General features: G+C 44.4%; 22 protein-coding genes. 12 read left to right on the top strand and 10 right to left on the bottom strand.

What is annotated here, in order from left to right; genetic code table 11:
* Window positions 1–65 precede the first annotated feature (65 nt).
* Together VIB_RS04760 and VIB_RS04765 are read left to right on the top strand one after the other, a co-directional pair.
* Complete coding sequence (locus VIB_RS04760) at window positions 66–1,517, top strand: sensor histidine kinase (RefSeq protein WP_004394849.1); 1,452 nt, start codon at window positions 66–68, stop codon at window positions 1,515–1,517.
* Window positions 1,507–2,202 carry a response regulator gene (locus tag VIB_RS04765; RefSeq protein ID WP_004394850.1) on the top strand — a complete coding sequence of 232 codons (696 nt, stop codon included), beginning with the start codon at window positions 1,507–1,509 and terminating at the stop codon, window positions 2,200–2,202. Before VIB_RS04760 ends, VIB_RS04765 begins: the two co-directional genes overlap by 11 nt.
* Before the next feature lie 612 nt (window positions 2,203–2,814).
* Here VIB_RS04765 and VIB_RS04770 read toward each other — a convergent pair.
* The 6 genes from VIB_RS04770 to gap all read right to left on the bottom strand — a co-directional run bounded on the left by VIB_RS04770 (window position 2,815) and on the right by gap (window position 8,103).
* Entirely contained in the window at window positions 2,815–3,336 is a 522-nt protein-coding gene (locus VIB_RS04770) for a DUF2058 domain-containing protein (RefSeq protein WP_004394851.1), read from the bottom strand.
* Window positions 3,337–3,538: 202 nt separating this feature from the next.
* Entirely contained in the window at window positions 3,539–3,901 is a 363-nt protein-coding gene (locus tag VIB_RS04775) for a hypothetical protein (RefSeq protein ID WP_004394852.1), read from the bottom strand.
* Window positions 3,902–4,163: 262 nt separating this feature from the next.
* Window positions 4,164–5,087, bottom strand: a complete 924-nt coding sequence (locus VIB_RS04780; RefSeq protein WP_004394853.1) for a ChaN family lipoprotein — start codon at window positions 5,085–5,087, stop codon at window positions 4,164–4,166.
* A gap of 73 nt (window positions 5,088–5,160) precedes the next feature.
* On the bottom strand, window positions 5,161–5,979 hold the full coding sequence (gene rlmA / locus VIB_RS04785) for a 23S rRNA (guanine(745)-N(1))-methyltransferase (protein WP_004394854.1): 819 nt from the start codon (window positions 5,977–5,979) through the stop codon (window positions 5,161–5,163).
* Window positions 5,980–6,064: 85 nt separating this feature from the next.
* Window positions 6,065–6,946 carry a D-hexose-6-phosphate mutarotase gene (locus VIB_RS04790; protein WP_004394855.1) on the bottom strand — a complete coding sequence of 294 codons (882 nt, stop codon included), beginning with the start codon at window positions 6,944–6,946 and terminating at the stop codon, window positions 6,065–6,067.
* Window positions 6,947–7,107: 161 nt separating this feature from the next.
* A complete protein-coding gene (gap, locus tag VIB_RS04795; RefSeq protein ID WP_004394856.1) occupies window positions 7,108–8,103 on the bottom strand; it encodes a type I glyceraldehyde-3-phosphate dehydrogenase in 996 nt (331 codons plus the stop codon).
* A gap of 333 nt (window positions 8,104–8,436) precedes the next feature.
* Between gap and msrB the strand changes: the two genes are divergently transcribed.
* On the top strand, window positions 8,437–8,853 hold the full coding sequence (gene msrB, locus VIB_RS04800) for a peptide-methionine (R)-S-oxide reductase MsrB (RefSeq protein ID WP_040904171.1): 417 nt from the start codon (window positions 8,437–8,439) through the stop codon (window positions 8,851–8,853).
* A 40-nt stretch (window positions 8,854–8,893) separates the two neighbouring features.
* On the opposite strand, the gene VIB_RS04805 is transcribed toward msrB, so the two are convergent.
* Complete coding sequence (locus VIB_RS04805; RefSeq protein ID WP_040904745.1) at window positions 8,894–9,718, bottom strand: DUF2989 domain-containing protein; 825 nt, start codon at window positions 9,716–9,718, stop codon at window positions 8,894–8,896.
* 117 nt (window positions 9,719–9,835) lie between these two features.
* On the opposite strand from VIB_RS04805, the gene VIB_RS04810 reads away from it, so the two are divergent.
* The gene (locus VIB_RS04810; RefSeq protein WP_004394858.1) at window positions 9,836–10,120 is read left to right on the top strand and encodes a YeaC family protein; all 285 of its coding nucleotides are present in this window, start codon (window positions 9,836–9,838) and stop codon (window positions 10,118–10,120) included.
* Between the two features lie 101 nt (window positions 10,121–10,221).
* Here VIB_RS04810 and ansA read toward each other — a convergent pair whose 3' ends face one another.
* Both ansA and sppA read right to left on the bottom strand, forming a co-directional pair.
* Complete coding sequence (ansA, locus tag VIB_RS04815; protein WP_040904172.1) at window positions 10,222–11,235, bottom strand: asparaginase; 1,014 nt, start codon at window positions 11,233–11,235, stop codon at window positions 10,222–10,224.
* A 162-nt stretch (window positions 11,236–11,397) separates the two neighbouring features.
* Window positions 11,398–13,248 (bottom strand): signal peptide peptidase SppA, encoded by a 1,851-nt coding sequence (gene sppA, locus VIB_RS04820; protein ID WP_004394860.1) that lies wholly within the window; start codon window positions 13,246–13,248, stop codon window positions 11,398–11,400.
* A 182-nt stretch (window positions 13,249–13,430) separates the two neighbouring features.
* On the opposite strand from sppA, the gene VIB_RS04825 reads away from it, so the two are divergent.
* Window positions 13,431–15,434 carry an NADPH-dependent 2,4-dienoyl-CoA reductase gene (locus VIB_RS04825; protein ID WP_040904174.1) on the top strand — a complete coding sequence of 668 codons (2,004 nt, stop codon included), beginning with the start codon at window positions 13,431–13,433 and terminating at the stop codon, window positions 15,432–15,434.
* A 94-nt stretch (window positions 15,435–15,528) separates the two neighbouring features.
* Here the strand turns inward: VIB_RS04825 and purU are convergent, their stop codons facing one another.
* Window positions 15,529–16,362: a formyltetrahydrofolate deformylase gene (gene purU / locus VIB_RS04830; protein WP_040904176.1), complete on the bottom strand. Its 834-nt coding sequence runs from the start codon at window positions 16,360–16,362 to the stop codon at window positions 15,529–15,531.
* 185 nt (window positions 16,363–16,547) lie between these two features.
* Between purU and VIB_RS04835 the strand changes: the two genes are divergently transcribed.
* From VIB_RS04835 to fadD, 7 genes are all read left to right on the top strand, one after another.
* Entirely contained in the window at window positions 16,548–16,751 is a 204-nt protein-coding gene (locus tag VIB_RS04835) for a hypothetical protein (RefSeq protein ID WP_004394863.1), read from the top strand.
* Window positions 16,752–16,854: 103 nt separating this feature from the next.
* Window positions 16,855–18,783, top strand: a complete 1,929-nt coding sequence (locus VIB_RS04840) for a DNA repair helicase YoaA (RefSeq protein WP_004394864.1) — start codon at window positions 16,855–16,857, stop codon at window positions 18,781–18,783.
* 8 nt (window positions 18,784–18,791) lie between these two features.
* Window positions 18,792–19,502: a tRNA (adenosine(37)-N6)-threonylcarbamoyltransferase complex dimerization subunit type 1 TsaB gene (gene tsaB, locus VIB_RS04845; protein ID WP_004394865.1), complete on the top strand. Its 711-nt coding sequence runs from the start codon at window positions 18,792–18,794 to the stop codon at window positions 19,500–19,502.
* 90 nt (window positions 19,503–19,592) lie between these two features.
* Complete coding sequence (locus VIB_RS04850; RefSeq protein WP_004394866.1) at window positions 19,593–19,901, top strand: hypothetical protein; 309 nt, start codon at window positions 19,593–19,595, stop codon at window positions 19,899–19,901.
* Between the two features lie 14 nt (window positions 19,902–19,915).
* On the top strand, window positions 19,916–20,473 hold the full coding sequence (locus VIB_RS04855; protein ID WP_004394867.1) for a Slp family lipoprotein: 558 nt from the start codon (window positions 19,916–19,918) through the stop codon (window positions 20,471–20,473).
* On the top strand, window positions 20,473–21,330 hold the full coding sequence (locus tag VIB_RS04860) for an alpha/beta fold hydrolase (RefSeq protein ID WP_004394868.1): 858 nt from the start codon (window positions 20,473–20,475) through the stop codon (window positions 21,328–21,330). The genes VIB_RS04855 and VIB_RS04860 overlap by 1 nt, the downstream gene beginning before the upstream one ends.
* Window positions 21,331–21,440: 110 nt before the next feature.
* Window positions 21,441–23,138 (top strand): long-chain-fatty-acid--CoA ligase FadD, encoded by a 1,698-nt coding sequence (gene fadD, locus VIB_RS04865; protein WP_040904178.1) that lies wholly within the window; start codon window positions 21,441–21,443, stop codon window positions 23,136–23,138.
* Window positions 23,139–23,229 lie beyond the last annotated feature (91 nt).

A 23,229-nucleotide genomic window follows, 5' to 3' on the forward strand; every position in this document is an offset into this window, starting at 1 on the left:
GTTGTGACTTAAGGCTAAACAAGTATGATTCCCTCACATAACGTGACGAAAACACGAGAAATAAAATGGTTAAGATGCAGAACATGCTGAAAAAGTACGATGGATATAAAATCATCATACTAATATTGCTGTACGGTTTGATAACCGTCATCGGGGTGATTTACCGTCAAGCTATGATAGAGACCGATATGGCGATGTTGTTCTTATTACTCAACATCTTAAGCGCATCGGTACTTCGGCCTAGCTATGCTTATATAATGACTTTAGCTGGGGTCATTATCTTTCATTACTTTCTGTTACCGGATTATCATTCGTTCCGATTTCAGAATGCACAGCACATCATTACTTATGCGGTGATGGTCTTTAGTGGGATATTCGCGATCAATATAACACAGTCACAACGGAAGGAAATACAGAAAAATAAACGCTTGCAATATAAGCATAAAAAATATTACCAGTTAGCTTGCCATCTTTCGGCGCTGCGCACTAGTGAGCAAATCGCGCAAGCAACGGTACAGTTTTTGAGTAAAGAGTCAGCATTACGTGGCGCTGTGTTTTTGTCTTCCCCAGACTGGCGACTGGTCGCCCAGCATGACAAATGGACTTTGCCAGATATCGACAGTTGGCAGCCTAATCAGCCGTTATCAGCGGCATCGGTATATTGGCTAAAAGATCGTGAGAGAGAGTTGGGAGCACTAGTGATACAAACCGATCAGCCGCCACAACGTGTTGAGCCTTGGGTTTTGTCTTTATTGAGTTTGTCGTTAGCGCGATCTCAGGCCAATCAAGCGTTAGCTCAAGTGGAGGCCGCCAATCAATTAGAATCGATGCGCAGTACCTTATTAGCGTCAGTTTCTCATGATCTTAAAACACCCTTAGGGACGATTATTGGCGCGGCAACGACCTTAGCAGATAACAGTGTTGTTTTATCTTCGGCGATTCGAGATGAGCTATTACAGTCCATTGCCGAGCAAGGGCGGAGGTTGAATCGTAGTTTAACTAAATTGCTCGACATTACCCGTTATACCACAGGTGCTTTGGTCCCTAAGCTTGATTGGGTTGAGCCAGAAGAGCTGATTGGCAGCGTATTAGCGAGTCTGAACTCGCGACTGACATTCCATCACATTCAGTTTACCAGTACGCCGATGTTGGTGGAATTGGACAGTTTGCTGATTGAGCAAGTTATTTTAAATTTACTTGAAAATGCCATTAAGTATACTCCGCGAGGCAGTCAAATTACGATCACGACCGATTATACTAACGGACGGTTTATTTTAACGGTAGCGGATAATGGGCCGGGCGTGCCGGAGCCAGAATTAATACGTATTTTTGAACGATTTTATCGACTCAATGATCAGCAAAAAGATGGTACTGGGTTGGGCTTGGCAATTTGTCAGGTGATTGTTTTAGCTCACCGAGGTGAGATCAGCGCGCATAACCTTGCGGGCGGAGGCATCTGTTTTAATGTGAGTATTCCTTGTCGATTGTATGATTTAAAGGAACTGTATGAACAGTGAAATAAAAATCTTAATTATTGAAGATGAAGCACCTATTCAGCGTTTTTTAAATGTCCTGATCACGGGTTATCAATATCAGGTCAAAACCGCCTCATCGGCAGAGCAGGGGGTTGCGTTAATCGCCAATTGGAATCCCCATCTTATTTTATTAGATTTAGGATTACCGGATAAAGATGGGATTGAGCTGACCAAAGAGCTGCGTAGCTGGACACAGACCCCCATCATTATCATCTCAGCTCGAGAGCGAGAGACGGACAAAGTACTCGCCCTTGATGCTGGTGCTAACGATTACTTGACTAAGCCATTTGGGAGTGAGGAATTGCTGGCAAGAATTCGGGTTGCCTTGCGTTTATTTGAACAACCCGATCAGCAGGAGTTAGTGCAGTATCAATTTGGTCGAGTCGTGATTGATTTAGCTTTACAGCGTGTGACCAAAGATGGACAAGTGGTTAAGTTAACGAAAACCGAATACAACATTCTTAAATTACTGACCAAAAACATGGGTAAAGTTTTGACTCATAAACAAATTTTAAAAGAAGTATGGGGCAGTAACTATATTGAGCATCACCATTATGTACGTATTCACGTCGCTCAATTGCGTCATAAAATCGAAGATATTCCTGCTCAACCAAAGCACATTATTACTGAAACAGGGGTGGGTTATCGTTTAGTGGATGAGGTTTGATGGTTAAGCACTGACTCGCATCATCTTCGTATCGGATGGACTTGAATATATCATGCGTGATCTTCTTTCTTTATAAAAATTATATACGCCTACGCTTTATCTATACAACATGGATACATCGAATTACTTATAGTAATCACATGCCCACATTATGGTTCGATGGTGTGGGTTCGGGTTAAGTATTCAGACAGGTTGGGCGTGAATCTATAGTGGGATAGTTTGCGAAACACAACACAGAGTAATAACCAGTACATTTTTGTCGACGGATCAACATAACATACAGGATGTAAGTCATACGCGGTATTGTAAGGGTTGTACTGCGTCAAGTGAAAGTTCAAACCTGTAGAGTTGGGAACTACAGCGTTTGAATGGCAGCAATGGTTCAGACCCAAAGAGCTTATAGCGCACCTGTAGCTCAAAAGTCCTTTCCCCCTTTGCTATCACTTTTTTCGATTCAGGGCTCCTCGGAGCCCTTTTTTTTATCTAAATTCTGCCTATTGTTGCAGCCTTGCTGCAATAGGTTCGATTGACCATCATAGATTGATTATCGAGAGTGATTGTAATTGCTAAAAGTCAAAGAACGGTGGCGATAAGTGGGTCTATTCTGCTGCTTTACCACATTAAATCATCAGGGACGACAAAATCAGCGTAAGGGTCTTCTTCATCATGGGCTTGTTTATCTTCTTCTGGTAGAGGAATAATACTGTTCTCATCACGTTGCCAAATTTTCTCAGCGACGATATTAGGAATGATGGCGTAACTCTCTTCATAACGAGCAATCGCGAGATGACCTTTACTGAGTTGATCACGAGTAGGGTTATCAACGTAGAGTTTTTTGACCAAAGTTCCATCGGTAAAGTGATATTGAATATCGCCGTTATTGTGCGGCAGTTTATTCATTTCAATTAACTGTTTCACTTGAGCGCGAATTTCCTTGGTCAGCAATTGTTCTTTTTGCTGTTTATTTAACGCCTTATCACGTTCTATCTGCTCTTGTTTATTTGCCTCAACGGCGGCTTTTACCTCTCGCGCTTGTACGCGTGATTTCTTCGAACTTTTTTGGGCTTTTTTAAGTTTTTTTTCATTCACAAGGCCCGCTTTGAGCATTTGCTCTTGTAGAGATAGTCGTGTCATGGTTAGTCCAATACAATCAGGTAGTGTTTCGATACGAATTGAAGGCGGCAGTTCAGTACTACATTATGCACTTTAAGCCGATAAGACTTTTCTTGACCAAGCGCTGTTTATTTGCGACTGCAGAGACTTTCAAGTCGTTACTATTAATCAACAACGGCTAAGTGTACCGACTCGTGTTGAGCAAATAAAGCCACAAATCTATTCAAGCGAGTAGAAGTACAAGGCCGCCAATTTTTGCTGCTGCAGAAAGGTATTTTCCTGCGGTATAGGCTTTATTCGTAGGTTCTGTGGTTTGATCAGGATGTCCCATTCCTAGCGCACCATAGGTAAAGGCTTTGGCTGTTCCTGATTTGGGTTGGGCTTCAGGTTCTTGCTCTTGATGCTCTGAGTCATTGAACTGTTGCAAAGCCGCAAGCAGCGCTTTGCCCTCTTCAGATAGGGTGACTTTATTCGGTTCTGCTTTGGCTGAAAGATCATGAGTATTATCGGCAGTCATCGGCGTGACAGAGGAAGCCGTCCCGTTGGCGGAATAGGTCTGTGGAGCACCAGAGGTAACAGGATTCATTCTATTCTCCTTAATCAACAGCAATGCAGTTCGTCGATCTCCGATTTTATATCGGTTAACTTATATCCTTACGACGTTAACCTTTAGTTATGGTACATAAGCAAGTGCAACTTATGTACCATGACACGCTGTCGATAGCGTGAAATCGTGTCGATAATACCCATATCGGCCAAGCGCAAGAAAACTTGTGCGTTTTTTGCACATTTGGCGAATGTTGATTAATAAGCAAACAGTATGCCTGTTAAATTAATTGGTCGATATTTTAATCACAACTGAGATCTGTGTTGCGATTTTTGAGTCTTTCAATCGCTTGCCATTGGTGAGCCGGTTGTAGATAACGAATCGGCATGGGCAGGACGAGTAACTGAAAATCGCTTGATTGTTCAGTAAGTTGACTGGTTGGGGTGATGATCGCGATGCTTAAATTCGGGTTACGTTGATGAATCGCCGCCGCAGTACCTAACCCTTGCTGAATATGGAAAGCGCCGGCAATGTGTAGCACTTGTTGGTGTGGGTAAGCGGCAAGATAATCGACAATACTTTCCGCCATGGTCTCATCCCAAGTCATTTGGGCGGCAAATTGTTGTTCATGTTGAGCCGGTTTACCATGATGCATTGAGGCCATAAAACGAGCTTTGTAAGGAGAGTCATTGAGGTTAATTTCTTTTGCAACCCAATTACGTTGTTCTTTAGGTAGCCTATCTAAATATTCAATGCCTTGTTTGCCAATACAACGAACCATATTTTTTGGCGCATTGGCGGCAATAATGGGTCTTTGATGATGTTTCGCTAACTCAACAAGTGGACGATAATCACTGGCATAGTTTGGCCAAGCGTTACTTTGCTCGATAAGGTATTGCTCACCAATCTCGCCTTGTAAATATTGATTCAGATAAGGTTGGCTATCTCGAGAAAATTGCTCCATAGAAAGGACGATGGAGCGATGTTGCTCAATCAACGTTCGCAGTAAATCGGCTTGAAACTTATGGATAGCACTGTGGGTATGCCATTCTCCGACTAAGATCACGTCTGCTTGTTTCACTGCATCGGGAAGATTGGACAATGATAGCCATTCCCCTTGAGGCGAAGCCAGTTGATAGTCGTAAAAGTCACTGATTTGACGAGAGTTCGAAGCGCTACAGCCGATAAGCCATATTGATAATGCAAGGGTGATAAAAATACGCATAAAGCCTCCAATAATGAGTCAGCAGTCTACTGGAGGCCAAGTTAATTATCAATGTAGTGATAATTATTATCAATTAAACCTTTTGATAAACTCGAATCATAAAATCAGCCTCACACTCAAACTGGGGCGTTAATGGCAGATCGTGACGTAGTTGATCACTTGCCCGCCAAGCAAAAGGCGTCATTTGTAGCAGATCAAACGCCTCTGGCCCTGAAAGGGACATAGTATAGTGCAGTTGCTGTTGATGTTTTAGCTCAAAACCATCGATGATTTCTGCTGTTTCGTCATGCAGTTGCACTTGCGGATAAATCAACGCTTTGAGCTGATAAAGGTGGCGAGCAGCAGGGGTGACGGTTATGACTACGCCATTATCGTCAAGAACGCGTTGCAGCTCTTCTGTTTTACAAGGCGCGTAGATACGCACGATAGCATTTAAGGATTGATCGGCAAACGGTAAGCGATGGCTGGAGGCGACAACAAAGTCCACTTGTGGGTAACGTTTAGCAGCAAAACGAATCGCTGTTTTTGAGATATCTAGGCCATAGGCATTGGCTTGTGGATGTTGTTCAAGTAACGCACTAGCAATATATTGGGTGTAATAACCTTCACCACAGCCAATATCGAGTAATTGGTGGTTGGTATTGACTAAGTAACGAGTGCACAGAGTGCTCACTGCGCTGCGCATTGGGTGATAATGCGCTCCATCGAGAAAGCGTCGTCTTGCCTGCATCATTGCTTTGTTGTCACCAGGATCTTTGGAGCGTTTATGCTGCACTGGCATCAAATTGACATAGCCTTCTTTAGCTTGATCAAACTGATGATGATTCGCACAGTGATAGCTGCGTTGATGAAGAGTTAGCGAGTGGTGGCACAAGGGGCATTGATAAGTCATAACGCTCTCGAAGAGAAAATCAAGTCGGCAAGTTTAGCGATATTTATTCGAAATAAAAAGGGCGTTACTATCGCCCTAATCAAGATTAAGCGGTAATCCGTGTACTTAGACAGTGAGTTTCACCCGGTTGTAAGACCTTACCTGCAGTAAGACTCGGTGCATGCCAAGTTGATTCGACACAAAGCATGGTCAGATAACCATCGTCTTGCATATCTCCCATCGATTGAGCACCTTGTGCCCACGGATTCCAAAGCACAGCAGAGTTATGCCCTTGATTGTCTACCACTAGAGTACGCTGACGTTGATGATCCTGCACTTGAATGTGAGATTGCGGCTTCGTATAAACCCGGTCAATGCTGTCGCGCAGGGTTAGTGTTTCCTCTCCTTGGCACCACTGATCGTTTTGCAGACTATCAATATAATCACTGCCCATTCCGGTAATGGTTGTCTCCCGTACATCAGCCACATTTAAGTAACTGTGCAGAGCCCCTGAAAAGGCCCATGCCTTTTGGTCGGTATTCGTAATGGTTAAACGCACGGTTAAGCTATCAGAGATTTCGATAGACAGACGAAGTTGGAATTCATGCGGCCATACTGAGCGAGTTTGCTGGTTACTGTCGAGACCAAGGACGACGATCACCCCTTGCTCGTTTTCCCGATGTTCGATGAGTTGCCATTGACTTGAGCGAGCAAAGCCATGAGCTGGAGTCGCTAAGCGGCCAAACCACGGCCAGCAAATGGGTATTCCGCCACGTAGTGCCGTTTTGCCATCAAAAATTGCTTTTTTGCTCATCCAGAGTAGATCATCTTGACCGGTAGGTCGAAAAGACACGACATGACCACCGTGCAGCGCAATACCGGCTACCGCTTTATCATGAATAACGCGGACGATTTTTACATTATCCTGTTCAACAATCGTGACGCAGTCAGAAAGTACCGTTAGGCTAGGAAGTGGTAGTAAATCCATAAAGATAAGCTCCTGATGTTTGGATATTAAGACATTCAGCACTTAATATCGATGGTAAAGGGCGAACAAGATCTCGTGAATAGAAAAGACGAAAAAGGCGACACTGTGGCCGCCTTTTAGCTAATTTTGTTGCTCAACGAATGACTTCGCTAATCACGACATTACTTAGAAATGTGAGCGATTAGGTCTAGAACTTTGTTTGAGTAACCGATTTCGTTGTCGTACCAAGATACAACTTTAACGAAGTTATCAGTTAGCGCGATACCAGCTTTAGCATCGAATACAGAAGTTTGTACTTCACCGATGAAGTCTTGAGATACAACGGCATCTTCAGTGTAGCCTAGTACGCCTTTTAGTTCGCCTTCAGAAGCTTCTTTCATTGCTGAACAGATTTCAGCGTAAGAAGCGCCTTTCTCTAGGTTAACGGTTAGGTCAACAACAGAAACGTTAGCGGTTGGTACGCGGAAAGCCATACCAGTTAGTTTGCCGTTTAGTTCTGGAAGAACAACGCCTACTGCTTTAGCGGCACCAGTTGAAGATGGGATGATGTTTTGAGAAGCACCACGGCCACCGCGCCAGTCTTTTGCAGAAGGACCATCAACAGTTTTTTGAGTCGCTGTAGTTGCGTGAACAGTTGTCATTAGACCAGACACGATACCAAACTTGTCGTTCAGTACTTTAGCGATAGGCGCTAGACAGTTAGTCGTACAAGAAGCGTTAGAAACGATGTCTTGACCAGCGTAGCTGTTGTGGTTAACGCCCATTACGAACATTGGGGTTTTGTCTTTTGAAGGACCAGTTAGAACTACTTTCTTCGCACCAGCAGTGATGTGCTTACGTGCAGTCGCGTCGTCTAGGAATAGACCAGTGGCTTCTGCAACAACGTCAACACCGATTGCGTCCCATTTTAGATCTTCTGGGTTGCGTTCAGCAGTAACGCGAACGGTTTTACCGTTAACGATTAGGTTGCCATCTTTTACTTCAACAGTACCGTTGAAACGGCCATGAGTTGAGTCATATTTCAACATGTAAGCCATGTATTCAACATCGATAAGATCGTTGATACCTACAACTTCGATGTCGTTGCGTTCTTGTGCTGCACGGAATACAAAACGGCCGATACGGCCAAAACCGTTAATACCTACTTTGATAGTCATTATAGTTGCTCCACAACTTAATTTCTGATTAAAGATAACTGGTAGTAAAATTACAGAATCCAGTAAATGTCTGCAACAGATAATCGGACTTAACTTGTTTAAAGTCAAAAAAAAGCATCGTTTTTTTTAACAATCAGTTGCAAGTGGTTAATATTTAGACTTGATGCTGCTTTTTATCCCTACCAATTGACGTAGAATAGTGAGCCTAGCTTCGGGTGCTATAGGCGAAATACCACTCGAATTTCGGAAAGAAAGTATGTGCTACAAAGCGTAAAATAGGCAAGTTTTTCAGATAAAAAAGCACAGCGTTGAGTGAAACCAAGAGGAATAAGAATGGCGATCAATGATTCCAGCAAAAAAAACATCAAGCCTGATGATTACTGGCGTGAAACCCTAAGTGAAGAGGCCTATTATGTCTGTCGTCAGCAGGGAACCGAAGCGCCTTTCAGTGGTCAGTTACTGCATAACAAACAAACGGGAATTTATCACTGCACTTGCTGTGAAGCACCACTATTTAGTTCTCAGAACAAGTATGATTCAGGTTGCGGCTGGCCTAGCTTTGATGCGCCATTAACCACAGAATCAATTCGCTATTTAGAGGATCGCAGTCACGGAATGACGCGTACTGAAATTCGTTGTGCGCAATGTGATAGTCATTTAGGGCATATTTTTCCCGATGGCCCACCGACGACGGGGGAGCGCTTCTGCGTTAATTCTGTGTCGTTAAATTTCACCAAAAAGCCGCAATAATGGGTAAAAATTCGTCATCGATGGTTGAAATATTACAATGTTAGCGTTCATTAAAAACCGGGACGTTATGACGAGAGAACTCACCCCGTCGAATCGTCCGTGCCAACTGATTGGCTTGATTATCTAATTGTCGAAATTGTTCTGCGTTAAAGGGATAAAGGAGAGCCATTTCGGCAGCAGAGGCGATGGGGACATCGAATTGCTTGCCCACCATTGCCCATAAATAAGCGAGTTCTTGATGACCCAGCGCCTGATGGGTACTAGCCAGTGACTGAAAAATCTCAGAGTTGATCGCTCTTGGTGAACTGAGTTCTAAAGCTCGAGTGAGCAGTTGAATGGTTTTTTCTCGATCGCGCGAAATATAGAAGGTTGCAAGCGCGTATTGCATCTCGGCTGTGTCTAATTCTGGTGAGCCTTCCATACGAAGAAATTCTCGGCGAGCAATATTATCACCCGTTTGACTCCATAAAAAATACAACGCATGAGGGGTGCGCATCTGTCGAAGATCTTTGGTTAATCTATCGAGTTCATCCCCTGAATGTACCAAAGCATTAAAGCGATTTTGCGTCAGTAGTGGGTCGTTAAGGACTTGAATTTGTGAGGCGAGTTCTAAACATTGACGATAAAGCCGAACGAGTCGATATTCTTCTAACTTATTATCGACGGTTGGGTTTTTGAGTACTTCAAAACGATGCCAGATTAAATCAGTCCGCGGTAAGCGACATTGGCCATCGTTTAAATTGAGTTTTTCACATTGAAGGCCTGGGTTATCGTTACACAGTTTATCGGTATTGTTACGATTTTCCAGGCAACCGTTCAGTAGTACGGTCATCAAAAGCAGTATGCTAATTTTTATCCCATTCATTATCATCACTTGTGATCCAATACGCTTATTTATTTGGCTGGTGTTGACTCGCTACGCTAGGTCGCTATTGTTGTGGTGCTAGTTATGCTCAGTCATTTCGTCATCAAGGAAAAAATAATGGATACCCATCAGTTAGTTGATGCTATCACCCCGGAAGCCTACCAGCGTCTGCTGTTTGCCGTTGAAACCGGTAAGTGGCCAGAAGGTACACCACTTTCTCAATCGCAGCGAGATTCTTGTATGCAAGCTGTGATGTTGTATCAATCTCGGCATAATGTAGAAGCTGACCATATGAGTATAGGCGTTGGTGGTGAAATGGTCTTAAAATCGAAACGAGAATTGAAAAAACGTTTCCAAGATGGGCAAGAAGATATTGTTCGCGTGAATCCAAACCAAGAATAAAGATTGTCTTTATTGTTTATTCCCTTGCTCGTTACGGGCATAGTATTGGCCTCTTATTCGGAGGCCAATGACTGCTCATCATGATGGAGCATAAAATAAGTTTATAAACTCATCTCTCCACGGAGCACCTGCTGCATTTTGTGCTTAATTTCTTGATAAGATAAATTTTGACTGAGTAGATAATGCAGTTTGGCTAGGGCGGCTTCTGGGGTCATATCATAACCGCTGATCACTCCGGCTTCTGCGAGCGCACAGCCTGTAGCGTATCCTCCCATGTTCACCTTTCCGGCCAAACATTGGGTTAAGTTGACAACAATCACGCCTCGTTCCGAGGCCTCTTTTAAGTGCGCCAACAACTGTGGGTTTTGTGGTGCGTTACCGACGCCAAAGGTCAAAAGAATCATTGCATTGACAGGTTGCAGTAACGTATTGCGGATCACTTCGTGTGAAATGCCCGGATACATAGTGATCACACCGATTGGTTGCGGTGTAATGTTATGTACACGAAATGCCCCTTCCGGTTTCTCGCCTACGGTAACCTCTTTACTAATTTGAATATTGATTCCAGCTTCCAGTAGGGGAGGTAAATTTGGGGAAGTAAAGGCGCTAAAACCATCGGCATGCGATTTGGTACTTCGGTTACCACGCATCAACTGATTGTTGAAAAATAGGGTGACTTCATTAATCGGATAATTGGCCGCAAGATGCAGCGAATTGAGTAAGTTGGCTTGACCGTCAGAGCGCAGTTCGGCAAGAGGGATTTGTGAACCGGTAACGATCACTGGTTTGCCTAAGTTCTCTAACATAAATGACAGTGCTGATGCGGTATAAGCCATGGTATCCGTACCATGCAAAATAACAAAGCCATCATAGTTGTCATAGTTATCACGAATATCATCGGCAATAAATTGCCAATCTTCAGGGGTCATATCGGAAGAATCAATCAGAGGATCATATTCATGAATAGTGAATTTTGGCATCTCATCACGATGGAACTCTGGCATGGCAGCTAGCTGCTTTTCCATAAATCCAGCCACGGGAACATAGCCGTGATCCGACTTTTTCATACCAATGGTACCGCCTGTGTAGGCAATATAAATATGCTTTCTAGTCATAGAGGCAACGCTTATTGTAGGGAACAGAGCCAAAATTATAGCGAAAACCACTACAATAAAAAGGGGCGCTTGTTGCAAAGCGCCCCTTATTTTATGGTTTGATGTTTTTGCGCAAGAAAGAGACGGTTAACTCCTGTTCTCTTTCGCGTTTACAGGTACTAGCTATTCTATTTGGCAAGGCAAACAAAATGCATAATATCCTTTAGGATCATTAAATTGATTTAATAAATTAGCATCTTGCAATAGTTGCTGAGTGGTTGGTTGTAACGCATTTGGAATAAGATCAGAAAGATTAACCCCCAACTGGGCATGCGCTTCGCTAAACAGACCTTTGATAAAACGTTGTGCTGGTGTGAGTGGCTCTTGTATCCAATATAAGTTGTAGTGTTCTAATTGGGCGAGATTCGCCGCAATTTGCACCGCATCATCAAAGTCGCCCAAGGTATCGACTAAACCTGCTTGTTGAGCGTCTTTTGCCGTCCAGACGTGGCCTTGAGCTATTTTATCGACCTCTTCTATTGATAAGCCACGTTGTTCACTGACTAAAGAGATAAACCTTTGATAGCCATTTTCGATGCCCATTTGAATGGCATCTTTGACTTTTTCATTCAATCCAGTCGTGACTCCTACACCAGAGAATGGTGATGTGCCGACACCATCAGTATAAATACCAAGATGGTTAAGCCCTTTTTCAAAGGTGGTAATGACACTAAAAATGCCGATTGAGCCGGTTAAGGTGGTTGGCTGAGCAACAATATGGTCAGCGCTCATCGAAATCCAATAACCACCAGAAGCCGCCAGACTGGACATGGATGCCACGACGGGTTTACCTGCGGCTTTAAGCGCTTCAATTTCGTTACGGATCACTTCTGAGGCAAACGCGCTGCCTCCAGGACTATCGACACGTAATATTACCGCTTTGACTTGATCGTTATTGCGCGCTTGGCGCAGTAAGCTGGCCACGGTATCCCCACCGACATTACCGCGTGATTGTTTACCATCCATGATCGCGCCACTGGCGACGACAACGGCGATCTCTTTCGCTTGAGGTCGAGTTCGTGGTTTCACTGTTGGACGATATTGATCGTAGCTGATCGCGTTGTAGCTGTCTTCGCCATGACGACCAAAGACTTCGGCCAATTGCGCACGAACTTGTTGGCGGGTCGCTAATTCATCGACCAAGCCAATATTGAGTGATAAATCGGCAAGATTTCCAGATGCCTGTTTCATGAGCGCTAAAAACTCGTCCATCGTTGGATTGAGAGTTTGCGCGTCAATATGGCGATTGGTCGCAACATCATCGATATAAGCCCCCCATAATTGGCTCAACCATTGAGAGGCAGATTCACGAGCTTGGTCTGACATATCATCACGAATGAAAGGTTCAACAGCCGATTTGTAAGTACCGACTCGAAATACGTGCGTATTGACATTTAATTTATCTAACAAGCTTTTGTAGTAAAGGTTATAGCTACTGTAACCACGAAGTAACACTGCGCCATCGGGAGCAAGATAAATTTTGTCGGCGTAGCTGGCTAAATAGTATTGGCTTTGATTATAAAAATCACCGACCGCATAAACTGGCTTACCAGAAGCTTTAAATTCATTGATAGCTTTCGCAATATAACGCAGCTTAGTGAGATTGGTTTCTGGCATGTCACGTAAAGCTAAGACTAAGCCAGTGATGTTGTCGTCGTTTTTAGCATGACGCAGTGTTTCAACAATCTCAAATAGGACATTTTCTCGAGGTATTTCTCGTCCTAAAAGCGAGTCTGTTAAAGAGTCCATTGGATTAAGGGAGGTACTTTGCTCGACAATCGGGCCTGAAAAATTGACGATTAAGGCGGACGGTTGTTTGACCACTGGAGCGGATGAGTCGGCACTTAGGTATAGAAAGTAGATAACGGCAATACTGAGTAGAAAGAAAAGGTTGGTTATGGCGAGACGAATAAACGTAATAACTTTCCAAATCCCTTTAAAAATCAGCCCAATAAGTCGAAATAGTGGTTTCATTGTATCTCCGATGCAACGCAGGACGGCGTGTCGATAATTATTCCTATCATCCTACGTGATCTCAGAAAGGCAAACAACTGCAAGATTGATCGGTGTTACAAACTTGTAAACACTTGTTTGATTTTTATTATTGGCAGGATTATTCTGGTCGGACCATAAAGATAACAAAAAGTGATGTCACCATGTACCCACACCTATTACAGCCTTTAGATTTAGGATTTACTCAACTGCGTAATCGCGTATTAATGGGATCAATGCATACTGGACTCGAAGAACATAAAGAAGGGCTAAGTAAGTTGGCGGCTTTTTATGAAGAGCGAGCGAAAGGTGGCGTTGGCTTAATCGTCACCGGTGGTTTTTCGCCAAACTTACGTGGTCGATTGCATCCATTTAGTGCTGAGTTTAGCAAGACTAAGCATGCCAAAGCGCACCAAGTGGTGACTGAGGCGGTGCATCGTCATGGTGGCAAGATTGCGCTGCAGCTACTGCATGCTGGACGCTATGCGATGCATCCGTTCGCACAGAGTGCCTCGGCGATTAAAGCGCCGATTGCTAAATTCACCCCAAGTGAAATGAGTGTTCGACAGATACGTAATACTATTCAAGCCTTTGCTCATAGTGCTGAGTTAGCTCAGTTAGCGGGTTACGATGGGGTTGAAATCATGGGATCTGAAGGCTACCTCATTAACCAGTTTATTTGTAAACGAACGAACGTTCGTTACGATGATTGGGGCGGTAGCTATGAAAATCGCATGCGTTTTCCTCTTGAAGTCGTACGTGCGATACGCGAAGCGGTCGGTAAAGAATTCATCATTATTTTCCGGCTATCGATGCTCGATTTGGTTGAAGAAGGCAGTACCTTTGAAGAGGTCTTACAGCTCGCCAAGGGATTAGAAAAAGCGGGAGTGACCATCATTAATACCGGAATTGGTTGGCATGAAGCGCGGATCCCGACTATTGCCACGCAAGTACCTCGTGCGGCGTTCAGTTGGGTGACGGAAAAAATCAAATCGCATCTTACGGTGCCAGTGGTGACATGTAACCGGATCAATACGCCCGAACAAGCCGAAAAAATTCTTGCTAGTGGCCAAGCCGATATGGTGTCAATGGCCCGTCCTTTCTTGGCTGATCCTGATTTTGTGCGTAAAGCTGAGCAAAATAAAGCGGCACTGATCAATACCTGTATTGGTTGTAACCAAGCCTGTTTAGATAATATTTTTCAGGCCAAGCGAGCCACTTGTATGGTGAACCCTCGCGCTTGTTATGAAACCGAAATTCGTATCCAACCTGCTACTTATAAGAAAAAAGTTGCAGTAGTTGGTGCGGGTCCCGCGGGCCTTGCTTGTGCAACGACATTGGCCGAGCGGGGACATGAGGTCGATTTGTTTGAACGCAATGATCGTATCGGCGGACAATTTAGATTAGCGATGCAAATTCCAGGTAAAGAAGAGTTTCGCGAGACGATCCGTTACTTTGCCAATCGCATTGATGAAACCGGGGTGAAATTGCATTTAGATCGCAATGTAACCTTTGATATGCTCGCTGATTACGATGATATCGTGATGGCTTCGGGCGTTGAGCCTAGAAGCATTCAATTAGAGGGCATTGATCATCCTGAAAAAGTCATTGATTACCAAACCTTGATTCGCGAAAAGACCCCAGTCGGAGAAAAAGTGGCGATTATTGGTGCTGGTGGTATTGGTATTGATGTAGCGACAATGATAACCGAGCCTACGGATCACGATTTAGATGACTGGTTACATGAGTGGGGAATTGATAAAGAGATTGCCCACCCTGGCGGGTTATACCCATACCCGGATGCGGTTAGTGATAAGCAAGTTTGGCTGTTGCAGCGCCGTAAAGGACGCGTGGGTAAAGGCCCTGGTAAAACAACAGGTTGGATTCACAAACGTACGCTAGAGAAACGTGGTGTCAATATGTTAGGTGGTATTGGCTACGAGAAAATAGACGCACAGGGGCTACATATCACGCTGGATGGGCAACAAAAACTGTTAGACGCGGACACCGTTATTGTGTGCGCTGGGCAAGAGTCGGTTCGGCCTTTTGCCGAACAGTGGGCAAGCTTGGGTGACAAACTGCATGTGATTGGCGGAGCCGATGTCGCTGGAGAGCTTGACGCGGTACGTGCGATTCGCCAAGGCGTTGAATTGGCAGTGAAATTGTAAGCGAACTGTCAATGACTTAAATATGAAAACATAAGGGGCTGATAAGGCCCCTTACTGTATCGATTGAAATCCAGCAGTGACTTAGGCTGGCGGATTATAAAATGACGGTTTTATTGCCATAAACAAACACGTGATCATTAATCACTTTGTTGATGGCTTTGCTGAGCACATTTTTCTCCACATCACGTCCCGCTTGGGCCATGTCTTGCGCACTGAAGGTATGATCAACCGGAATCACATCTTGTTTAATGATGGGCCCTTCATCAAGATCGTTGGTGACAAAGTGCGCGGTTGCACCAATGATTTTAACCCCACGCTCGTAAGCTTGTTGATAAGGTTTTGCGCCGATGAAAGCCGGTAAAAAACTATGGTGGATATTGATGATTTTATGATGAAATTTTTCGACAAAACCGGGCGTGAGTACCCGCATATATTTAGCTAACACAACAAAATCTACGTGATAAGGTTCAATCACTTCGAGAATTTTCTGTTCATGCTCTTGACGATTAAGTCCTTCATGAGAGACATAATGATAAGGAATATCAAATTTTTCAGTTAGGCCTTGTAGAGTATCGTAATTGCCGACCACGGCAGCGATGTCTACTTCTAAGCTACCATCGTAAGTCTTCATTAAAATATCGCCAAGACAATGTGCCTCTTTGGTCACCATAATAATGATTCGTTTACGAGCAGAACCCATCAGTTTGCGTTTGGTACCAGACGGTAGAGCTTGATCAAGATCAGCGAGAAATGTGGTGTCATTAAAATACCCTTCTAACTCGGTACGCATAAAAAAATGACCGCTGGTATTATCGACAAATTCATTGTTATGAATGATGTTAAGTTGATGTTTATAAAAAATATTAGTGATTTTTGAGATCAATCCTGGGGCATCACTGCAATGCGTCAGGAGGGTTTTTTTTTCCATTGATAACTTCCGTGAGTATTTTTCTCGGTCTGTAAAATAAATCAAGGCTGCAAGAACGGTGATGCAGACCACACTGTAGCGACTATAATTAATCTATTATCAATAAGGATTCAACAACTATCACGGCTAGACACTAACGGCTTCCTCTTTCAGTCTTTTGCTGAGTACCATTTAAGGTGGTGTGTATGGACAAAGAACTACTTGCACGTAAATTATACGTAGAGCGTGTGCATGCTCTGATGGGTGAAAATCCAATTGATGAAGCGTTATTGGACGCGATGTGGGAAAGTAAAGCTTCCCCTGTGGATGCCGCAAAAGCCATGATGCCGACAGCCAGTAATGGTTACGACGCACCCCCTTGGTTAGCCCGTTATCTCAATCGCAAATAAAACGTTTTTCTAGTGACACGATCAGCGCGAAGCGGATTTCGATTCGCGCTGTCGCAACAAACCTGCCATAATCGCTGCATTCCTCATCGTCATTATTGCTGTCATGATCGCTAAAACCTTTTCTCAACATGGGGCTTTGGGCAAAGCCATTCCTGGTTTTCAAGGGCGTCAAGCTCAAGTGGATATGGCGTTAGCTGTTGCTAAAGCGATCGAGAATCAATCACAATTAGTAGTTGAAGCGGGCACGGGAACCGGTAAAACCTTTGCGTATTTAGTTCCTGCGTTATTGAGTGGCAAAAAGGTCATCATCAGTACGGGCTCGAAAAACTTACAAGAGCAACTATTTCATCGAGATTTACCTTTAATGGTCGAGGCTTTGGGCTTTTTTGGCCAAGTGGCGCTTCTGAAAGGGCGCGCTAACTACCTTTGCTTGGATAGGTTGAGCCGACAAATGGTTGAAAGCCATCACGCGCAAAGCGATCCAACGTTATTAACCCAATTAGTTAAAGTACGCAGTTGGTCATCATCGACCAAAAGCGGCGATCTCGGTGAATGTGATGAGTTGGCGGAAGATAGCATGATCATCCCGACCATTACTTCGACCAACGATAACTGTTTAGGCAAAGAGTGCTTAAGTTATCAAGATTGCTTTGTCTCAAAAGCGCGACGTAAGGCTATGGAAGCGGATATCGTGGTCGTTAACCATCATCTTTTCCTAGCGGATCTTGCCATCAAAGAGACCGGATTTGGTGAGCTTATCCCTGACGCCGAGGTGTTTATTTTTGACGAGGCGCACCAGTTACCTGATATTGCAAGCCAATATTTTGGTCAATCGGTTTCAAGCCGACAGATTCAAGATTTAGCCAAAGATATTGAAATTGGTTATCGCACCGAAGCGAAGGATATGCGCCAATTGCAAAAAGTTGGCGATAAACTCCAGCAAACGGCGATGGATTTGCGCGTATTATTAGGGGACTCTGGTTTTCGTGGCAACTGGCGAGAGGCGCTGTCGGTGGCTAGCATTGCTCAGCAAGTGGAGCGATTGCAAGAGAGTTTAACTTTTGCTATCGACGTGTTAAAGCTTGCCCTTGGTCGAAGTCAGTTGCTTGATACCGCTTTTGAGCGCGCGAATACCTTAAAAGCACGTATTGTTCGGGTCTGTGATGTTTCGATTACTGGATACTCCTATTGGTTTGATACCACGCCACGGCATTTTAGTTTACACATTACGCCATTATCGATAGCCGACAAGTTTCAAGAGCAAATTAATCTTAAATCCGGTGCGTGGATTTTTACTTCGGCAACGTTAGCCGTGAATGAAGATTTTGCACACTTCACCCATCGTTTAGGGCTAAAACCCAGTGAGCAATTTTCCTTACCTAGTCCTTTTGATTATCAGCAGCAAGCGAAACTGTGCGTGCCGCGTTACTTGCCAGAACCCAATAGCGCAGGGTTAGCGGATACGTTGGTCGAAATGCTCGCTCCGGTGATTGAACAAAACCAAGGACGCTGCTTTTTTTTGTGTACCTCCCATACTATGATGCGCGAGTTAGGTGAGCGATTTCGTGAGCATTTGAGCCTTCCGGTACTGTTACAAGGGGAAACCAGTAAACAGAAAACCCTCGCACAATTTATGGAACTTGGTAATGCGCTTTTAGTCGCAACAGGAGCTTTTTGGGAGGGGATTGATGTTAGAGGCGATACCCTAAGCTGTGTTATTATTGATAAACTACCGTTTACTTCCCCGGATGATCCGCTGTTAAAAGCGCGTATCGAGGATTGTCGTTTGCGCGGTGGCGATCCTTTTGCTCAGGTTCAATTACCTGATGCTGTCATTACTCTTAAACAGGGAGTAGGACGACTCATTCGAGATCAGAAAGACAAAGGCGTATTGATTATCTGTGATAATCGTTTAGTTACCCGTGATTATGGCGGCGTATTTTTAGCCAGTTTGCCTCCGATACCACGAACACGTGATTTGGCGGTGGTAAAAGACTTTCTGCTATCTCTTTCTGTAACAGACACTAATTAGAGACATTCATGAGTGCAACCATTCTTGCTTTAGATACCGCAACCGAGGCGTGCTCGGTTGCTTTGATGGTCGGAGATAAACTTTACTCACGCAGTGAAGTGGCACCTCGAGATCACACCAAAAAAATTCTGCCGATGGTCGATGAAGTACTTAAAGAAGCGGGCATCACATTGCAAGAGTTAGATGCACTGGCTTTTGGCCGTGGCCCAGGGAGTTTCACCGGAGTGCGGATTGGCATCGGAATTGCACAAGGCTTAGCTTTTGGTGCTGACTTGCCGATGATTGGTATTTCGACCTTAGCCGCGATGGCTCAGGCTGCGTATCGAGAGCTGGGAGCCACTCACGTTGCTTGTGCGATTGATGCGCGAATGAGTGAGGTCTATTGGGGGCGTTTTGTCCGCCAAGCTGACGGCAGTTGGTCTGAGCTTGACGCTGAGTGTGTCATTGCTCCGTCCCTGTTATTGGAACACATGGCTGCTCGATCTGAGGATGAGCATTGCTGGGCGATGGCAGGAACCGGTTGGCAAGCCTATACAGAGACACTCACTGCTTTGCCGCTGCGTACGGAACAAAGCGAGGTGTTGTATCCTCAAGCGCAAGATATGGTGGTATTGGCACAACAAGCATGGAAAAAAGGCCAGTATGTCCCTGTAGAGCAAGCCACGCCTTGTTATTTAAGAGATACAGTCGCGTGGAAAAAACTGCCAGGACGAGAATAACCACTATGCTTTATTAAGATAAAGTCGGTTTAAGTGTCTCAGGAGAAGATCGGTTTCTTCTTTGGCCCGTACAGGTAGATAAGGAGTATTATGGTCGCGATTAATGGTTCAATCAATGGCTTGCCGCCAGGACGAATTACCAATACTCAACGGGCGTCAAAAGCGAAGAAAAACCAAGTCTCTCATTCTTCATCTTCGGCGGCCTCAACCAGCAAAGTCGCCGAGGCGGTTGCTCATTCAATACGCCAAATGGATTCGGCAGATATTCACCGCGCGCAACTGCATTATGATTTACCCGAAGGTCGAGCGCGTAAGGCAATGGAAGAATATTTAGATATTATGAATCATGCTAAGAAAGAGGAACTTACACAAATGCTCGGTGTCGATCTGTATATCTAATTAAGGGGCTTTTTATGTTATCCAACCGTTGGTTATTCTTACCTGCTTGCGCTCTACTTAGTTTATTGACGGCTTGCTCGTCTCTACCACCGACCTTAGCGACGGACAACGATGCGCTGATTACTGATTACCAACAGTGGTTGACTCAACCCAGCGATACCGTTAATGAGGTACGTTTAGGCGGCGTTATCGCTCAGGTAACAAATTTGGTCGATAGAACCCGTATTGAAGTGGTCAATTTACCGATAGATAAGGCTGGTAAGCCGCTACTAACGGATGAGCCTCAAGGCCGTTTTATTGGTTATATTGATGGTTTTGTCGACCCGATTGCTTATGGTCAAGGTCGATTAGTGACTTTTATTGGTACCCCAGCTCAACCAGAAATGGGTACCGTAGGCGAATTTGAGTATACGTTCCCGGTGATGAAGGTACGTGGTTCACATTTATGGCGAGTGGAAGAGCGAGTCATTATTGATGACATTACACCTTATGTTTTCCCATGTCGGAGTTTCTATTGCCGTCACGTTGAGGACTTTCCGCGTAGTGGCCGAGTGATCCAAGAAGTGAAGTGATGCTCGGCAGCGAAACTTTGACTATTGCTCATGGTGAGATTGCTGGGTTAACGGTAGGTGATGTACGGCAATCTGACTACAGTGTACTTTTTTTACATGGCTGGTTAGACAATGCCGCCAGCTTTATTCCGGTTATTTCATTGCTCCAGCAGCTTGCCCCTGAAGGGCATTTTTGTGCTATTGATTTGCCCGGGCATGGTTTATCGAGCCATAAATCTGCGGCGAATTATTACTCCTTTCATGATTATATCGATGATGTTTATCAAGTATTGCACAATCTTTCGCCAAACAGACTGGTGCTAGTAGGGCATTCGCTTGGTGCTTTAATCGCAAGTTGCTATAGTGCCGCCTTTCCTGAACAAGTCGCAGGATTAGTGCAAATTGAAGGTTTTTTACCCTTAGCGGAAGATCCGATGGATAGCGTCCAACGATTACGTCAAGGGGTGTTGAGTCGGCAACGAGTGAGGCGCAAGCCCATCCGCTATTACCATAGCGTCGAGGAAGCGATTGAGCATCGTGCTCGGGTGAATCAACTGCCTGCTGAATTGATTGAACCAGTGGTGAGACGAGGTCTTCATCAAGTGGGAGCTCAGTGGCGGTGGCGTCATGATAATAAGTTATTGTGCGATTCATTGTATCGCCAAACTCCGCAGCACGCTCAAGCGGTGATGAACAATATTGTCTGTCCACATCATGTTATTTTAGGAGATCAAGGATTTGCTTCATTGCAAACGGATCTGACTCATTATATTGGGCAGAATGGTCAATCATCGATCATTGCTGGTGGACATCATTGTCATCTTCAACAACCTTTACAGGTCGCAGAACTAATTCTTGGCTTAGTTAACAAAATTTAAACAAGTGTTTGAGTCTTTCGTGCTCAAGCGCTCTGGCTGTGCTGTAATAGTGATCATTTTTATAACAAAGATAATCTTGATTATGCCAGCCTATTACGAGGAGTATTACTGTGGATAAACCTTGGCTCTCACGTTATCCCACTGACGTACCAGAAATGATTAATCCCGATCAATATTTATCATTGGTCGAAATGTTCGAACAATCTGTCCATAAATATGCTGACCAACCCGCATTCATGAATATGGGGTCGGTAATGACTTTTCGTAAGTTGGAAGAGCGCAGTCGAGCATTTGCTGCTTATTTACAAAATGAGTTAAAGCTGAAAAAGGGCGATAGAGTAGCGCTGATGATGCCGAATCTATTGCAATATCCCGTAGCTTTATTTGGCGTATTACGAGCAGGAATGATCGCGGTTAACGTCAACCCTCTATACACCCCACGTGAATTAGAACATCAATTAAATGATGCCGATGCTCGTGCGATCGTGATTGTCTCCAATTTTGCGAATACTTTAGAGCAAATTGTCGCGAACACTCAAGTTAAGCATGTCATATTGACCAGTCTTGGGCAAATGTTACCTCGCGCTAAAGGGACCTTGGTTGATTTTGTGGTCAAGTATGTCAAAGGTATGGTTCCTAAATATGATTTGCCGGGCGCCATATCAATGCGTAAAGCGCTGCATAAGGGCCGTCGTTTACAATACGTTAAGCCTTTTATGTCTGGTGAAGACATTGCCTTTCTACAGTATACCGGTGGGACAACGGGGGTAGCGAAAGGCGCGATTTTGACTCACCGAAACATGGTCGCTAACGTATTGCAAGCCAAGGGTGCATATGGTCCGGTTTTACGTGAAGGACGTGAGTTAGTGGTAACGGCATTGCCGCTTTATCACGTGTTTGCACTCACGGTAAACTGTCTACTGTTTATCGAAATGGGGGGGCGTAATCTACTGATCACCAATCCTCGCGACATCCCCGGCTTTATCAAAGAGCTACAAAAATACCCATTCACGGCGATTACTGGTGTGAACACGCTGTTTAATGCGTTAGTGAATAATGAAGATTTTCATGAACTGGATTTTAGTCATCTCCAATTGTCGGTTGGCGGTGGTATGGCCGTACAACGCGCAGTGGCTGAAAAATGGAAAAAGATCACCGGTATCCATTTACTCGAAGGTTATGGTTTAACGGAATGTTCACCTTTGGTCACTGGTAACCCTTATGACTTGTCCGATTACTCTGGCGCGATTGGTTTACCCGTGCCTTCGACTGAAGTTCGTATGGTTGATGATGAAGGGAACGTCGTTGCCAATGATCAAACCGGCGAACTTCAAGTGCGTGGCCCACAGGTGATGCAAGGCTATTGGCAGCGACCTGAAGCCACCAAAGAAGTGATTAATGAAGATGGCTGGTTGTCGACAGGGGATATTGTGCGCTTTGATGAAGAGGGTATGATCTACATCGTTGACCGTAAAAAAGATATGATTCTTGTGTCTGGATTTAACGTCTACCCGAATGAAATAGAAGATGTTGTTGCACTGCATGGCAAAGTACTAGAAGTGGCGGCGATTGGTCAAGCGCATGAAGTGTCTGGTGAAGTCGTTAAAATTTATGTGGTTAAACGCGACCCAAGTTTAACGAAAGAAGAAATTATTACTCACTGTCGTAAGCACTTGACGGGTTATAAAATTCCTAAACTGATTGAGTTCAGAGAAGAGCTGCCTAAGACTAACGTCGGTAAGATTTTACGTCGCGTACTACGCGAAGAAAACGATGCGCAATTGGCAGAAAAGTCGAAATGTGCTTAAGTGCGCAATAGCGTTTTAATGTTACAATGCCGACCATTCTCGTCGGCATTTTTTTGTCTTAGCGCCCCCAAATCAACACAGGCAGAGTGAG

The sequence above is a fragment of the Vibrio metschnikovii CIP 69.14 genome (assembly GCF_000176155.1).
Lineage (GTDB): Bacteria > Pseudomonadota > Gammaproteobacteria > Enterobacterales > Vibrionaceae > Vibrio > Vibrio metschnikovii.

What these genes read in the sequence shown, in the direction of transcription:
- msrB (WP_040904171.1), top strand. Translation starts at nt 8,437, where the DNA reads ATGGCGATCAATGATTCCAGCAAAAAAAACATCAAGCCTGATGATTAC.
- VIB_RS04780 (WP_004394853.1), bottom strand. Translation starts at nt 5,087, where the DNA reads ATGCGTATTTTTATCACCCTTGCATTATCAATATGGCTTATCGGCTGT.
- VIB_RS04790 (WP_004394855.1), bottom strand. Translation starts at nt 6,946, where the DNA reads ATGGATTTACTACCACTTCCTAGCCTAACGGTACTTTCTGACTGCGTC.
- VIB_RS04760 (WP_004394849.1), top strand. Translation starts at nt 66, where the DNA reads ATGGTTAAGATGCAGAACATGCTGAAAAAGTACGATGGATATAAAATC.
- VIB_RS04855 (WP_004394867.1), top strand. Translation starts at nt 19,916, where the DNA reads ATGTTATCCAACCGTTGGTTATTCTTACCTGCTTGCGCTCTACTTAGT.
- VIB_RS04825 (WP_040904174.1), top strand. Translation starts at nt 13,431, where the DNA reads ATGTACCCACACCTATTACAGCCTTTAGATTTAGGATTTACTCAACTG.
- purU (WP_040904176.1), bottom strand. Translation starts at nt 16,362, where the DNA reads ATGGAAAAAAAAACCCTCCTGACGCATTGCAGTGATGCCCCAGGATTG.
- VIB_RS04810 (WP_004394858.1), top strand. Translation starts at nt 9,836, where the DNA reads ATGGATACCCATCAGTTAGTTGATGCTATCACCCCGGAAGCCTACCAG.
- VIB_RS04835 (WP_004394863.1), top strand. Translation starts at nt 16,548, where the DNA reads ATGGACAAAGAACTACTTGCACGTAAATTATACGTAGAGCGTGTGCAT.
- VIB_RS04770 (WP_004394851.1), bottom strand. Translation starts at nt 3,336, where the DNA reads ATGACACGACTATCTCTACAAGAGCAAATGCTCAAAGCGGGCCTTGTG.
- tsaB (WP_004394865.1), top strand. Translation starts at nt 18,792, where the DNA reads ATGAGTGCAACCATTCTTGCTTTAGATACCGCAACCGAGGCGTGCTCG.
- ansA (WP_040904172.1), bottom strand. Translation starts at nt 11,235, where the DNA reads ATGACTAGAAAGCATATTTATATTGCCTACACAGGCGGTACCATTGGT.
- VIB_RS04840 (WP_004394864.1), top strand. Translation starts at nt 16,855, where the DNA reads ATGATCGCTAAAACCTTTTCTCAACATGGGGCTTTGGGCAAAGCCATT.
- VIB_RS04775 (WP_004394852.1), bottom strand. Translation starts at nt 3,901, where the DNA reads ATGAATCCTGTTACCTCTGGTGCTCCACAGACCTATTCCGCCAACGGG.
- VIB_RS04860 (WP_004394868.1), top strand. Translation starts at nt 20,473, where the DNA reads ATGCTCGGCAGCGAAACTTTGACTATTGCTCATGGTGAGATTGCTGGG.
- sppA (WP_004394860.1), bottom strand. Translation starts at nt 13,248, where the DNA reads ATGAAACCACTATTTCGACTTATTGGGCTGATTTTTAAAGGGATTTGG.
- VIB_RS04850 (WP_004394866.1), top strand. Translation starts at nt 19,593, where the DNA reads ATGGTCGCGATTAATGGTTCAATCAATGGCTTGCCGCCAGGACGAATT.
- rlmA (WP_004394854.1), bottom strand. Translation starts at nt 5,979, where the DNA reads ATGACTTATCAATGCCCCTTGTGCCACCACTCGCTAACTCTTCATCAA.
- gap (WP_004394856.1), bottom strand. Translation starts at nt 8,103, where the DNA reads ATGACTATCAAAGTAGGTATTAACGGTTTTGGCCGTATCGGCCGTTTT.
- VIB_RS04765 (WP_004394850.1), top strand. Translation starts at nt 1,507, where the DNA reads ATGAACAGTGAAATAAAAATCTTAATTATTGAAGATGAAGCACCTATT.
- VIB_RS04805 (WP_040904745.1), bottom strand. Translation starts at nt 9,718, where the DNA reads ATGAATGGGATAAAAATTAGCATACTGCTTTTGATGACCGTACTACTG.